We start from the raw sequence: 12,635 nt of genomic DNA, 5'->3' as shown, positions 1-12,635 counted from the left end.
TCATCCCAATCAGCATCGACAGTATGTCCGCACCTGAGCGGTTAGAAATGTCCCTCGCTAAGGCAGAGTATTTGTTGACCCGTGCCGCTGCACCGGGTCAAGGAGGAGATAAGCAGAACTTCTGGCGCAATATCCTTGCCTTTGACTCAGCCGCAGCTATTCGCAATGCCATCCTCAGAGAAGTCTCAGTGGATATGCTAGAACCCAAAGGCAAGAGCCCCTTTGGAGAGCGCTATCAAGCTCAAATTCGGGTGACGGGTGCCAATGGCCTCTCTCGACCGATCTTGACCGCGTGGATAGTTCGATCAGGAGAGGACACCGCCCGCTTTGTAACCGCCGTGCCCACCCGTAGAAAGAAGAAGCAGCCATGAAATTCAAGCTTTTTGATACGGTTCAGCTCACCGAATCGATCGCGACCTCAGACGATTCCCACCTTCCCCTCGATACCATTGGTACAGTGGTAGAGATCCTGAATGATGGCGAAAATGGTGGCGAGGCTTACCTGGTCGAACTCTTTGGGGATTGGGTCAAGTACGACTCAGACGAAAACCTGATCGCAACGGATCGCAACGATCCAGATGCCTTCATCGAAACCCTAGCGGTTGCAATGGTTTCTCCCCATCAGATTCGCTTACTCAAACCCGCCTCAGAAACCGTTGGCATCCGTGCCCAACTGCTTGCCCTGATTGAAGAGTTGTCAGACCCCCTCTTGCAGGAAATCGCTGACTTTGCTGAATTTCTCAAACAAAAGGTAGCCTGATCTGCCCCTTCCGCTTTGCGACGACAACCCTAGCTAGCTCAGAAACTTTGCTGGGATCGCCCGTACTAACCCCGAAAACTTCAGCACTTTTGCCAACATCAGCGCCATTTCCCCTAGGGAAATCTGAGGAGGAACGGCATCCCCTCCGCTGGAGTTCCACCATGGCACTACTTTACCTGACGCAACAGGGCACCCAACTACGCAAAGACTACGGACGGTTTGTGGTGCAATTGCCCGATGCTGACGCCATTGAGGTGCCGATCAAAGAGGTGGAGCATGTCTGCCTGTTTGGCAACATTCAACTCAGCACGTCTGCTATTTCCACCTGTCTGTACCACCACATCCCCGTGGTTTTCCTATCGCAAACGGGCAGCTACAAGGGGCATCTGTGGAGCGCTGAAGACAGTCAACAACAGACCCAGGCGCTTCAGTACGAACGGTTTTCGCAACCCCAGTTTCAGTGGGCTATGGCCCAAGCCATTGTCCGGGGCAAGCTCTGGAATTCTCGCCAACTGTTGTTGAAGCTGAATCGTCGTCACCCGCTAGAGACTGTAGCTGCCGCTGCCCAGGGCATTAACCGCGATCGCCGTGCCGCCACCAACCTTACCTTAGAGACCGATAGCCTCAACAGCCTGCGGGGCTACGAGGGTGCCGCCGCCGCCCGCTACTTTTTGGCCCTGGGGCAGTTGCTCAAACATCCCGATTTCACCCTGACCCAGCGCACTCGCCGCCCGCCCACTGACCCGGTGAATTCGCTACTGAGCTTCGGTTATACCCTCCTGTTCAACAATGTGTTGAGTCTGCTACGGGTCGAGGGGGTCAACCCCTACCTGGGCAATCTGCACCGCTCCGATCGCCCAGAGGCCCAGCTTGCCTTTGACCTAATGGAGGAGTTCCGCTCCCCCATTGTCGATACCCTAGTCGTCCAATTAATCAACCAGGGGGTGTTTACCCTGGAGGATTTCACCCCACCCAATGCCGAGGGCGGGGTCTACCTGGCAGACCCCGCCCGTAAGCGCTTTTTGCAAGGGTTTGAAGGGCGGATTATGACCCCATCCGCCACCCCGACAGCCCCAAACCTGTGCCCTATCGCCAGGTGATCGTGCTGCAAATTCGGCGCTACAAACGGTGTTTGCAAACGGGCGATTGCTACGAACCCTTCCGGCGGGTGACCTGATGCTGACCCTAGTGGTGTACGACATTGCCGACAATCGCCGCCGCAACAAGCTGGCCAAATTCCTAGAGGGCCAAGGGCGACGGGTGCAAGAGAGCGTCTTTGAATGTTTTGGCACGCTGGATGAAATGCAGCGCCTCCACCGCCAGGTGCTGCACCGCACTCACCCCGATGAAGACAATGTCCGGTTTTATTGGATTCCCGCTGGGGCGATGGCCAAGGCTCTCACCATTGGCAGCGACCCACCGACCCCGCCGCCCCAAGCCTATTTTCTGTAGGGAAGTTCCATGGACTTTTTGGGCTGTGACCCATACACTGGTTAGCAAGTTATGGTGAACACCACACACCTACCCTGCACCTAGAAAACTGCATAGTTACGTTAACCTTCGTGGATCGTTGATTCCGTATGGGTTACAGTCTTTGACAAAGGGCTAAAATTGCCAACAACGGATGTTTGTTGACAGGTCTCTCCCCCCTCTGTGGTTTCAGAGGCTGCAAGCCAGTATCCACAAGGCTTTGAAAATGAGGAGATTCATCTCCCATTCCCCGCAAGGGGACGGAAACTTTATAGGCTCACTCCGCCCGTCATGGTTGCAAAGCAAGGAGATTCATCTCCCATTCCCCGCAAGGGGACGGAAACTACGACGTTACGGTAGGTCTTGCGTAGGGCTTTCCCTAGATTCATCTCCCATTCCCCGCAAGGGGACGGAAACGCCTCCGCTATCTGATTTAGTACTTCACCCCCTGCCGTCAGGACTGGATTCATCTCCCATTCCCCGCAAGGGGACGGAAACCTTCTGGGCAGATAAGCTTGAGTACGCCATTTTCGATCTTGATTCATCTCCCATTACCCGCAAGGGGACGGAAACCAGGTGGCGTTTAATGCCCTCCTCCATCGCCTCTCTAGCCTGGATTCATCTCCCATTCCCCGCAAGGGGACGGAAACGGATCTTGAAAACGATCGCCCACCCGAATGGGTAGCGAAGATTCATCTCCCATTCCCCGCAAGGGGACGGAAACCTCGCAGCAACAGGTGGGCAACCACTCTGAGCCATCCCAGATTCATCTCCCATTCCCCGCAAGGGGACGGAAACAATAGCAAAGTTCCCGCTAGACTCTGCTGTGTTTAAGATTCATCTCCCATTCCCCGCAAGGGGACGGAAACGAATTCGTGAGATTTCCGGTGAAGGTGGCGATCGCCACGAAATTCATCTCCCATTCCCCGCAAGGGGACGGAAACCTTGGGAAATCAGAAATCAGAAGGCAGAAGGATGAATGGGATTTGGGTTAGGTATTGAAAGTCTCTTCATTCAGTCAATTACCGCAACACCCTCAACACCCCACCAGCCACCTTTTCATCCTTCTGCCTGCTCCGCACGGGCAAAGCCCTACATCCTTCCCCCATCTCCCATTACCCCGCAAGGGGACGAAAACGATGGGAAATCAGAAGGCAGAAGGAGGAAGGATGAATGGGATTTGGGTGGAGTGTTGAAAGTCTTTTTACTCAGGAACTTGCCTCAACCGTCACAACATCCTAAACACCCCACCAGCCAACTTTTCTGCCTTCGCTCCTGGTGCCCAGGCAGAGCCTGGGCACCAGGAGCGAAGGCTCTGTCTCCTGCTCTAGGCTGGGAGCCGCCCCCGGAGGCTCCCAGCCGGAGGCTAGGAGCCAGGATCCAACCGTTGAACCCAGCCGCTTAGCCCCTCTAGCGCAGGAAGCAGACGAATTAATCGCAATTCTCGTCACCCTGATCAAAAACGCTACAAGTAAAGAGCCCGCTTAACTCCCTTCATCCTTCTGCCTTCTGCCTTCTGCCTTCACCCTTCATCCTTCTGCCTTCTGCCTTCTGCCTTCACCCTTCACCCTTCATCCTTCACCCTTCACCCTTCATCCTTCTCCCTCAACGCCCGTCGGGCCAACTTGCTGTAGGTCTTAGCCGTTTCATAGGGCAACCCCAAATCCGTGGCAATCTCTTGCAGCGAATCCCCCAGTTCCCGCCGCGCCACCACCGTGGCCCAATTTTCAGCAATATTTTGAGCCCGATCGCCCCCCGTCCGTTTCCGTTGCTCCCGAAATAGCACCGTCAACTCTTCAATGCGTTCCGCCAACAACGCCTGGGCCGAAGGCACCGCCACCAGGTTCTGCTCCCCCTGCCAGCCCGCCACCGTCTCCCCCAAACCAAAGGTGGTTTTGTGCCCGGTGCCGCAATAGGGAGCCAGCCGCCCCAGGGTAAAAAATAACGGGTAAAACTCCCCATGGGCCTGGGCCTTGCGATCCAGCCCATAGGTGATCGCCCCCGTAAACCCCGTCACCGAGCCCCGCTTCCCCGCCGCCACCTTCACCGACTGCAACTGATGCCGCTGGATGATCACATGGTCATCCACCCAGTCCAAAAACTCATCCTGGGGCACCACCTGCCCCGAAAATAGATTCCATCGTCGCAAATAGCTGTGGAACACATTGCGGGGCCAGGGCAACGGTAAATGGTGGCCCCGCCGCCGAAAGCTGGTGGGGCTGGTGAAAGTCAAGCTCATTTCCTTCGGTGCAGTAGCGATATCCTCCGGCCTGAGCTGCTGATAGGTGGTAGCGGGTAGGGCCACCTGAATCCCTTGGATGTGCAGTGGCGTATCCTTTATCACCATCTCCGGGGGCGGCTGCTTTAGCCAGGTGGCCAGTCCCGCCACCGCCACCGCCGATAGACCATTGACCCGCCAGCGATAAACGCGATCGCGGGCCAGTTGCAGAGTGCGGCTATGGGCCACAAATTCCCCATTCAATCCCGTCAGGGCAAAGGGCTTCTCCGATTCGCCATCGTGTAGGTAGGCCGATAGCTCCGGGTCAAAGGTCTGAATCTGCTGCAAAAACCAGGCATGGAGCGCGATCGTATATTGGGCATACAGCTCGCAGTCCGCCACTGCCCGCAGCACAAACTCTAGGCTCACCAGTTCTGTATCCTTAGGCCAGGTTGGTTTAGAGAAGTGCGATCGGGGGGCCATGGCAACAATTCCTAGCAGCCCTTTTAGGGTACCTTTCATCCCCTCAGGGGGAGTCTATATTTTTCACCCTTTTTTCACCCCTGATGCACCATTACCGCTCCACACCCCCCAGTCTCACCCCCAACTGGCACACTCCCTAAGCAGGGGTAGGCAACACCAAATTTAGTCCAGTCTTAGGCCACAAGTTGATATCAACACTTTAAATCCCAGTCCCAAAGCTGTTTACAGCTATTGAGTAGCTGTATGAACCGCAACTACTCAAGCTAAAACAACGAGATATCAAGGATTTCAGGAGTTCTCACTGCTGGTCTCAACAGGTCTTAAAAGAGTCATTGGCACAGCCTTATTTGTTACACTAAAAATTACACATCATAATTTTGGGGGGATGGGCGCACAGCAAATCGCCTGAACCCCTTACTGTATAAGGGTTCTAGCGATGCCGAAGCGGATTGACCCCAAATGTCTGGCCTGCGCTCAGCTCTCTGCCGCTGAGGCCCAGGTACGCCATGGCCCAGAGGGGGATGGCTGTTGGGTGGCCTCTCGCTGCCGTCGTCGTCGCTCCCATTACCGCCATCGGGTGACGGTGAATACCCAGCGCCGGGAGCGCTATCGGAGGGCGATCGCTGGGGCTGAAACCCCGGTGGAGTCTTTGGTGATGGATGTGGCACTGCCGCCCGTGGCCTATCTCTATCTCTATCGGGTGAAACGGAGGGATGCTCCTATCCATGGGATCTCGGCGGCGGTGTGGCGGGGGCAGGTGAAGCTATTGCAGGTGGAGCCGTTTCACTGTGCTGGTCTGCGGGGCCATGAGGTGAAGCGTGCGGTGGCGAAGATGTTGAGCCAGATCCAGGAGCGCTTTCCTACCATCACTCGCTTTGAGGCGGAGGTGCGGTTGGAGCCGCAGGAATGTCCTCTGGATCCCTGCCCTTTGAAGGGGGCGGCGGCGATCGCGGTGACGGAGGAGGAGGGGTGATGGAAAAGTTGGAGTCTTTAGTGGGGCTAGCAGGGCTGGGGGAGATCGCTCCAGAACAGGTGGATTTGGCTCTACTTTGGCAGCAATGGGAGCCGGTGTTGGCGACCCTAGCGCCCTATGAGCAATTGGCTCTGGGGGGGAGGTTGATTGAGCGCTTGGCGGAACTGCATCACGCTAAGGCGGAGGCATTGTTTGACCAGTGGCAGGCGGTCTATGACCCTCAGGAGCCAACGTTGGATCTCGATTGGTTGCAGGGGTTGGTGCGCTCTAGTCAGCAGGTTTCTCTGGGGGAGTTGGTGGCTCCGGTGCGGCGGCGACGGTCGGCTCTGGAGCCGGAATCCACGGGGGCAGAGTCCCTGGTGGCGGCGGTGGATAAGGCCCAGGTGTTGGCGATGGTGGATGACTTGGAAGCAGCTCAGCAGATCGGGGCGATCGCCCATGATGAGTCGGTGGGAGTTTGGGTTGGTTGTCTTCAGGGGTGGTTTGAGCAATTCCCTGACCCGATTGAGTTGCGCCAGCTCCAGGCGGGGTTGGGTTGGCCTTTGGTGCAACTTTGGTTGGCTCTTTTGTTGGGGGGCTTTGAACTCAGGCCGGTGGGGCAGGGATTCTACACCACAGCCATTTGGGTGGGGCGGGGGTGTTCGACCTAGGGAACTGGAGTATATTTGGACTAGCACTCGCCCCATTTCTCCCATGGCTGCTCCTAAGCCCCTCACTAATGCTCAGCAGATCTCCTTCAAAGAACTGAAGGAGGAAGTATTGATGTGGTGGGAAGTTTTTGCCAACACGATGCGTATCGTTACTAAGGTCGAGGATGCCAAGACTGAGATGCGCCAAAAGTTTGGGGATCTCCGCTGCCGTCGTACCTGGGAGTTGGCCTACAGCTACTACCTAGTACAAGAATGGGCTAATTCCTATTGCTACCAGGGCTATCAAATATTGACTGATCTGATGAACCCGACTGAGGAGCCGGAGTGGTCAGCTAACCTCATTGAAGACCGTCTCAACTTTCTTCTGGAGCATTCCGGGGGGCTCTACATGATTCGAGTCGGGTTAGAGCAACTCCTCAAGTACAACGATCCCGAAGACTGGGCCGCTTCTCAACCCTTCTTTGCCATGGTGCGACAACGCCCAGGGCCGGTGGCCGATGCCGTGGACTACACCTTGAAGCTACGAAGTGCAGCCTTGGCTGGCAACAGTCCTAGCCGTCAAACAGCTTTGCCTATCTCTGCTTAGGAGCTTGCATTAGTGGGTTTTCTCAGTTGGTTTGAGCAGAACAAGGACCAGGCTGCCCTTCAGCAAAGCCTGGATCTAGGCATTGATGGCGAACTGACCCAGGCTCAACACGACCAACAGGTCTTGGCTGAGCGCAAGCAGGTGACGCGGCAGTATACGGGTCGCATTAAAAAGGTGGTTGAGGATAAAGGCGAAAAATCCAAGGAGCCAGCTTATCGGATGGCTCATGCAGCGCTAACTGAAGGTCTATTCGACTGCACTGTTGATGACCTCTACAACGCTGTCGGGGGTAAGAGGGGGAATCGGGACACCCTACCTCCCATCGCTCAGAATGCCTACTTGATGGCGGAGACCCTAGCCTGTGAGGACTTGGATAATCTCAGTGAGGCGGAACTGAAGGCTAGCAAGGCTCAACGCCGCCATCGGGTGGTGCGGGGGGCGGCGCAGTCAGGGCGTAAGGCCAAGGATCTCAGTAGTTGGCGGGATGGGTAGGGTTCGCTTTATCATCCTCGTTTTCCCTTTAACCAGCCGTTGTAGTCTGCATGGGACAGGACGACAAAGGGTTTGAGGCGACCATTTAACCAGCGACACAGCATTCGGTAGTTTTGACCCAGCGGGATACGAATTACTTTTCGTTTACAGGCTTTCAGGGGGCGTCCTTGCAGTTTTCTGTAGTGGACACCTTGTTCTAGCTGGGCCAGGATATGGCGGGCTTTCTTCACCACATGAGCGGGAAGCCGGGTCAGGTCAATCGGGTCGTCCTTAAAGCTCGCTCGCCACTGTTGGCGGGCTTGGCGATCAAGGAAATGCTGATCTCGTATTTGTGTTTCTTGCTGCGACTGGTTACAGTGCGGGCAAGCCTCTTTCGACCTCCTATGGCCACAGGCAGGGGATTGGCGGTGTCTACGGGAATGTCCCAACTTTCGGTACCCAGTTCTGCACAATCTAAAAAACAGAACTCGGGTGAAGACTTGCGTGATAAGGGCGTGGCGGATCTCCGTCAGATCTTGGGGTGAAATAGGGGCGGTTAGGGGGTTTGGGCTAGCTGAATGTCTTGGTCTCTAGCTGTTCTGAATCAGGCGCTAGGGCACATTAGAGGGAAGACACAGGATAGGTAAGGTATGGCACAGGCTATAGACAAATCAGGGATAAGATGTGCCTATTTTCCTGATCTGCGGTGAAATTTAAGAGCAAACCTGACGTCAAGGTTCCCCTTAACCTCGGCGGTGGGAACGCTTTAGCTAATGCGTGTCTACTTACCGCCCAGTGCCACCAATCGCCCCATGCTGTCCTCTATTTTCGATACTTGCGTTCCCCGCGATGAAATCCGCACTGGGGAGCTATCCCTAGACCTGTTTGCGGCGAAGCTGCGCCTAGTGGTCGAAGGTCGTGCGCCCCTGGTGTACGGCGACCCCAGCACATTCTTTGCCAATACCTTTGCCACCGATGGCCTCAAAACCCTGATTAAGGAGGTGTTTGGACGGCTCACGGGGCAGATTGGGGGTTCTCCCATTATTCGCCTAGAAACCAGCTTTGGCGGGGGTAAAACCCACGATGAGATTGCTCTGTGGCATATTGCCCGACGGGGGCGCGAGATTGATGGTTTAGAGCGTTTTGTCGATAATTTGGCCATGATTCCAGATCGCCCCACCCAAGTGGCGGCGATTGACGGACGTGACCTAGACCCTGAAGCCGGGATTTATCATCCCGAATCTGGCATCACGACCTATACCCTCTGGGGGGAGATTGCCTATCAACTGGGGGGGATTGAGGGGTATCAACTGCTGCGGGGCTCTGATGAGAACCGGATTAGCCCTGGCACTTCAGTCCTAGAGCGCCTGGTGGGGGATGAACCCACGGTCATTATCTTGGATGAAATTGCCCGTTACTTGCGGGCAGCCAAGGCTAAGGTGGTGGGTCAAAGTACCCTGGCGGATCAGGTGGTGGCCTTTTTCTTCTCCTTAATGGATCAGGCTGCTTCCTGCAACAATCTGGTCTTTGTCTATTCCCTGGCCTCAGCCTCCGATACCTTTGCGAAGGAAACCGCTGAGGTCCAGCAGGAGCTGGTGCGGGCCTCGGCGCGGCAGGAACGAGTGCTGAGCCCCAGTACGGACATTGAGATCTATAACATTGTGCGTCAGCGGCTCTTTGTCACCATCGGTGCAGAGGCTGCCCAAAAAGCAGCGGAAGCCTATCTGCAAGCCTTCCGCGCTAGTCGGGTAAACCTACCGGATGGCTGTAAGGATGCCAGCTATTCAACCGCGATCGCAAATAGTTATCCCTTTCACCCCGAACTCTTCAACCTGCTGACGAAGAAAATTGCTTCCATTCCCGAATTCCAGCGGACTCGTGGGGCACTTCGGCTCTTAGCACGATTGGTGCGCTACCTGTGGCGACACCAAAATTACCCCCACCCACCCCTGATCCATGCCCACCATTTACCCCTGGGGCTGGAAGAGGAAATCACTAGTGACCTAACGTCCCGCCTCCAACGCTCCTTAATGCGTCTACCCATTGGCGCAGATATCTACAACCCTGACGGGCGCGAGGCCCATGCTCAACTCCAGGATCAAGAATGGCAGGACGCGGGCAAACCGCCCTTCTCTAGTTGGGTCAGCCGCACCATCTTCTTGCATTCCCTCACCCAGGGCATCTCATCCGGCATTCGTCGCACTGAGCTGAATTTGTCGCTGCTCACCCCTGGGCTGGAAATCAGCTTTGTAGATCGGGCCTTGGAGCGATTGACCAACGTGGCTTGGTATCTCGATGTAGACCCCATCACCTCCATCGCCCGGTTTAAGGAAGAGCCCTCCATCAACAAAATTATTGCTGAAGAAAAGGCACAGGTGGGGGTCACCGAGGCCAAGGATGGCCTGCGCGATCGCAGGGATACCATCTTTGCAACCCGGTTTTTTGAACTGGTGAAGGGGCCAGATGCGGCCCATGAAGTGGATGACCGGGCAGATACCATTGCCCTATGCATTATCGACTTCAATGAAGCCACAATTACCTCTTCCCTGGATGGCCCACCGCCTTTGGTAGAGCAGATTTTCAACAACACTGGGGAATCAGGTAAGTTTCGCACCTTCCGTAATCGGCTGCTGTTTCTGCTGGCCAATGGTCAGGAGTTGGAGCGGGCTATTGATCTAGCACGGGAATACAAGGCGATTCAAAACATCCTGCGTAGCCCTAATCGTCTGGAGGATTTGTCAGAAAGCCAGCAGCGGCAGCTCAAGGAAAAGGAAGGGGCCATGGATCTGGAGGTGCGCATTGCCCTCACCAATGCCTATCGCCACCTGTTTTACCCTGCCCATGACTCTGTCAAGGCTCCCAAGGGTTTGATGCACTATCCTCTCCCGGCCCAAGACTCCAGCACGGTGAAGGGAAATCGCAATCAGCAAGACATCATTCTCAAGGCTCTCAAGGACTGTGCCAAGGTGCGGGACGAGGATGCCGCCGCCTATGCCCCCGCCTACTTGCTGCAAAAGGTTTGGCCCCCTGGCATTGACCACTGGACGACCAAGGCTCTGCGAGAGCAGTTTGCCAAAGACCTGAGCCTGAATATTTTGCTGGATGCGGAAGTGTCGAAGCTACGGGATACGATTCGACGGGGTTTGCAGGAAGGGCAGTGGGATATGAAGGTGGGAGATCGCCTGTATATTGCCCCAGGAGGGGGAGATAAGGGGACGCGGGGACACGGAGACGCCCAGTTCTCCGCGTCCTTCTCTCTGCCCGACACCATTGAGTTTTCTGAACGAATGGAGCTTTACCGTCGGGGGGTGTTGAAGCCACCGGAGCCCAGGGTCATTGAGTTGAATGCCCAGGTGTTAGCCGGAGGCGGGGAAGAACCCACGGTGCAGGTGCGCTGGCGTGCCCGCGAAGCGTTGCAAGTGCGTCTGTACCAAGACGAGCAGTTGGTGACCAGCGATCGCGACTTCCTCCCCTCAGATGCCTATGAGGGCACCATTACCCGCACGACTCAGTTTCGGCTGGTGGCGGACTATGGCTCTGGAGAAACGGCGGAGCAAACGGCGACGGCTGTGGTCTACACCGCTGGGGGTGGGGCTCTCCCGAATGGCAACGAGGGCAGAGGCAGCTATGGCTCTCAAGGCACGCTCCTGGAACGCCCGACGCAATGGGAACAAAATGGCAGCCCTAACAAGGTGTTCAATGACCTGGCAGATTGGCTGAACGATCGCCCCGTCAAAGCCCTCACGGCAATGGACCTGACGGTAGCTGATGGGATGGACTACCGGAAAATGGGCACTACCCTGAACCTGCTGGTGCGCTATGACTTTACCGTGGAGCAGTTCGTCACGATTTCGACTGGGCAGCAGTTCGTGCGGCTAGAGTACCAGGGCGATGTCCGGGGGTTCCAAAGCTTTTTCAGCACCCTGAGCGGATTGCTGAACCAGCAAGGCACTGAAGCCACCCTCAATCTAAAGCTCTTATTTAGGTTTGACCCTGCGATCGCACCCAATAGCCCTGAACTCAAGGCACTCCAGCAAGCCCTGACCCGTAATCCAGTAGGGCGGCTGAATCTGCTCGTCAGAGTTGAGTATTGACGCGGAGAAAGGGGGAGGGGGAGGGGGGAGACGCGGGGAGAGGGAGACGCGGGGAGGGGGAGACGGAGATGGGGGATATTCGGTCGTTTAAGGACTTGCGGGTTTGGGAGAAGGCGATCGCAGCCGCGATGGAGATCTTTGAGTTGACGAAGCGGTTTCCTGTGGAAGAGAGATATTCTCTCACTGACCAGATTCGTCGGTCTTCCCGTTCGGTTGCAGCTAACATCTCTGAAGCTTGGCGAAAACGGCGCTATCCGGCTGCGTTTGTCAGTAAGTTGAGCGATGCTGAGAGCGAGGCCGCAGAAACTCAAACCTGGCTCGAAATTGCTTACCGTTGTCAATATCTGACCCTCCAGCAAGCCCAAGCTCTGGATCAGCAATATGAAGCAATCCTCAGTCAGCTTGTTGTTATGATCTCAAAGCCAGAGAAGTGGACGATCCGCCCGTCTACTTCTCCGCGTCCCCAAGTCCCCCCTTCTCCGCGTCTTCATTAGAGGCTATGCAAGAGTTCCAACTGCGGGTTGTACCCCTGAGCAATAATGACTTTGCCCTGGAGCTATACCAGTGCGCCTATAAAAAGGCGGGGGAGAAGAAGCGTCCGGCGGCCAAGCGGGTGGGGCGGCTAAAGGGCAATGCACTGGTGCAGGCGCGGCAGGCTATATACGGGGCGCTCAAAGCGAACAATTACGATCCCAAAACTTTGAGCCACAAGCGCCAAACACCCTATGTCCTCAGTGAGGAATCGGGGGTAAATCTGGCACTGTTGTTTCAGACTTTACAGCCCTTGTCGAAGCCGGAGCGGATCGCCAATATCACTGATGGCATCACGGCCATGAGTAATGAAGAGGCGCATTACTGGTTTGCCAAGGTCAGTAATGGCAAGAAGCGACCCGCGTTGAAGGCGATGCGGGTTTTATTAGGGGATTAGGC

General features: G+C 55.8%; 13 protein-coding genes. 12 read left to right on the top strand and 1 reads right to left on the bottom strand.

The features are described from left to right. From LEP6406_RS0225445 to cas2, 4 genes are all read left to right on the top strand, one after another. Positions 1–371: DUF6883 domain-containing protein (locus LEP6406_RS0225445; protein WP_225886722.1), on the top strand; the 371-nt coding region annotated here is incomplete at its 5' end. After that, on the top strand, positions 368–760 hold the full coding sequence (locus LEP6406_RS0225440; protein ID WP_008318682.1) for a DUF2281 domain-containing protein: 393 nt from the start codon (positions 368–370) through the stop codon (positions 758–760). The genes LEP6406_RS0225445 and LEP6406_RS0225440, both read left to right, overlap by 4 nt. Before the next feature lie 161 nt (positions 761–921). Beyond that, a complete protein-coding gene (cas1, locus tag LEP6406_RS29760) occupies positions 922–1,860 on the top strand; it encodes a CRISPR-associated endonuclease Cas1 (protein ID WP_008318678.1) in 939 nt (312 codons plus the stop codon). Positions 1,861–1,906: 46 nt separating this feature from the next. Further along, a complete protein-coding gene (cas2, locus tag LEP6406_RS0225430) occupies positions 1,907–2,212 on the top strand; it encodes a CRISPR-associated endonuclease Cas2 (RefSeq protein ID WP_263971270.1) in 306 nt (101 codons plus the stop codon). Between the two features lie 1,603 nt (positions 2,213–3,815). Here cas2 and cas6 read toward each other — a convergent pair. Further along, the gene (cas6, locus tag LEP6406_RS0225425) at positions 3,816–4,970 is read right to left on the bottom strand and encodes a CRISPR-associated endoribonuclease Cas6 (RefSeq protein ID WP_263971273.1); all 1,155 of its coding nucleotides are present in this window, start codon (positions 4,968–4,970) and stop codon (positions 3,816–3,818) included. A 397-nt stretch (positions 4,971–5,367) separates the two neighbouring features. Here cas6 and LEP6406_RS29755 point away from each other — a divergent pair, with 397 nt between their 5' ends. From LEP6406_RS29755 to LEP6406_RS0225385, 8 genes are all read left to right on the top strand, one after another. After that, a complete protein-coding gene (locus LEP6406_RS29755; protein WP_008318670.1) occupies positions 5,368–5,904 on the top strand; it encodes a hypothetical protein in 537 nt (178 codons plus the stop codon). Continuing rightward, positions 5,838–6,554: a hypothetical protein gene (locus LEP6406_RS0225415; protein ID WP_155834879.1), complete on the top strand. Its 717-nt coding sequence runs from the start codon at positions 5,838–5,840 to the stop codon at positions 6,552–6,554. Before LEP6406_RS29755 ends, LEP6406_RS0225415 begins: the two co-directional genes overlap by 67 nt. A 43-nt stretch (positions 6,555–6,597) precedes the next feature. Next, positions 6,598–7,140 carry a hypothetical protein gene (locus LEP6406_RS0225410; protein ID WP_008318665.1) on the top strand — a complete coding sequence of 181 codons (543 nt, stop codon included), beginning with the start codon at positions 6,598–6,600 and terminating at the stop codon, positions 7,138–7,140. A gap of 12 nt (positions 7,141–7,152) precedes the next feature. Continuing rightward, on the top strand, positions 7,153–7,632 hold the full coding sequence (locus LEP6406_RS30735) for a hypothetical protein (RefSeq protein WP_008318662.1): 480 nt from the start codon (positions 7,153–7,155) through the stop codon (positions 7,630–7,632). A gap of 212 nt (positions 7,633–7,844) precedes the next feature. Continuing rightward, complete coding sequence (locus LEP6406_RS32445; protein ID WP_008318659.1) at positions 7,845–8,156, top strand: hypothetical protein; 312 nt, start codon at positions 7,845–7,847, stop codon at positions 8,154–8,156. Between the two features lie 228 nt (positions 8,157–8,384). Beyond that, positions 8,385–11,705: an ATP-binding protein gene (locus LEP6406_RS0225395; RefSeq protein ID WP_008318655.1), complete on the top strand. Its 3,321-nt coding sequence runs from the start codon at positions 8,385–8,387 to the stop codon at positions 11,703–11,705. 68 nt (positions 11,706–11,773) lie between these two features. Continuing rightward, positions 11,774–12,199 (top strand): four helix bundle protein, encoded by a 426-nt coding sequence (locus tag LEP6406_RS0225390; RefSeq protein WP_008318653.1) that lies wholly within the window; start codon positions 11,774–11,776, stop codon positions 12,197–12,199. Between the two features lie 5 nt (positions 12,200–12,204). Continuing rightward, positions 12,205–12,633: a DUF7680 family protein gene (locus LEP6406_RS0225385; protein WP_008318651.1), complete on the top strand. Its 429-nt coding sequence runs from the start codon at positions 12,205–12,207 to the stop codon at positions 12,631–12,633. Positions 12,634–12,635: the final 2 nt, after the last annotated feature.

It is taken from the genome of Leptolyngbya sp. PCC 6406, from assembly GCF_000332095.2.
Taxonomy (GTDB): domain Bacteria; phylum Cyanobacteriota; class Cyanobacteriia; order Phormidesmidales; family Phormidesmidaceae; genus PCC-6406.
This window is presented reverse-complemented; position numbering and strand designations above follow the sequence as displayed.

Coding starts and splice junctions, on each gene's coding strand:
- LEP6406_RS0225415 (WP_155834879.1), top strand. CDS start 5,838: ATGTCCTCTGGATCCCTGCCCTTTGAAGGGGGCGGCGGCGATCGCGGT.
- LEP6406_RS0225440 (WP_008318682.1), top strand. CDS start 368: ATGAAATTCAAGCTTTTTGATACGGTTCAGCTCACCGAATCGATCGCG.
- LEP6406_RS32445 (WP_008318659.1), top strand. CDS start 7,845: ATGGCGGGCTTTCTTCACCACATGAGCGGGAAGCCGGGTCAGGTCAAT.
- LEP6406_RS0225385 (WP_008318651.1), top strand. CDS start 12,205: ATGCAAGAGTTCCAACTGCGGGTTGTACCCCTGAGCAATAATGACTTT.
- cas6 (WP_263971273.1), bottom strand. CDS start 4,970: ATGAAAGGTACCCTAAAAGGGCTGCTAGGAATTGTTGCCATGGCCCCC.
- LEP6406_RS29755 (WP_008318670.1), top strand. CDS start 5,368: ATGCCGAAGCGGATTGACCCCAAATGTCTGGCCTGCGCTCAGCTCTCT.
- LEP6406_RS0225390 (WP_008318653.1), top strand. CDS start 11,774: ATGGGGGATATTCGGTCGTTTAAGGACTTGCGGGTTTGGGAGAAGGCG.
- cas1 (WP_008318678.1), top strand. CDS start 922: ATGGCACTACTTTACCTGACGCAACAGGGCACCCAACTACGCAAAGAC.
- LEP6406_RS0225410 (WP_008318665.1), top strand. CDS start 6,598: ATGGCTGCTCCTAAGCCCCTCACTAATGCTCAGCAGATCTCCTTCAAA.
- LEP6406_RS0225395 (WP_008318655.1), top strand. CDS start 8,385: ATGCGTGTCTACTTACCGCCCAGTGCCACCAATCGCCCCATGCTGTCC.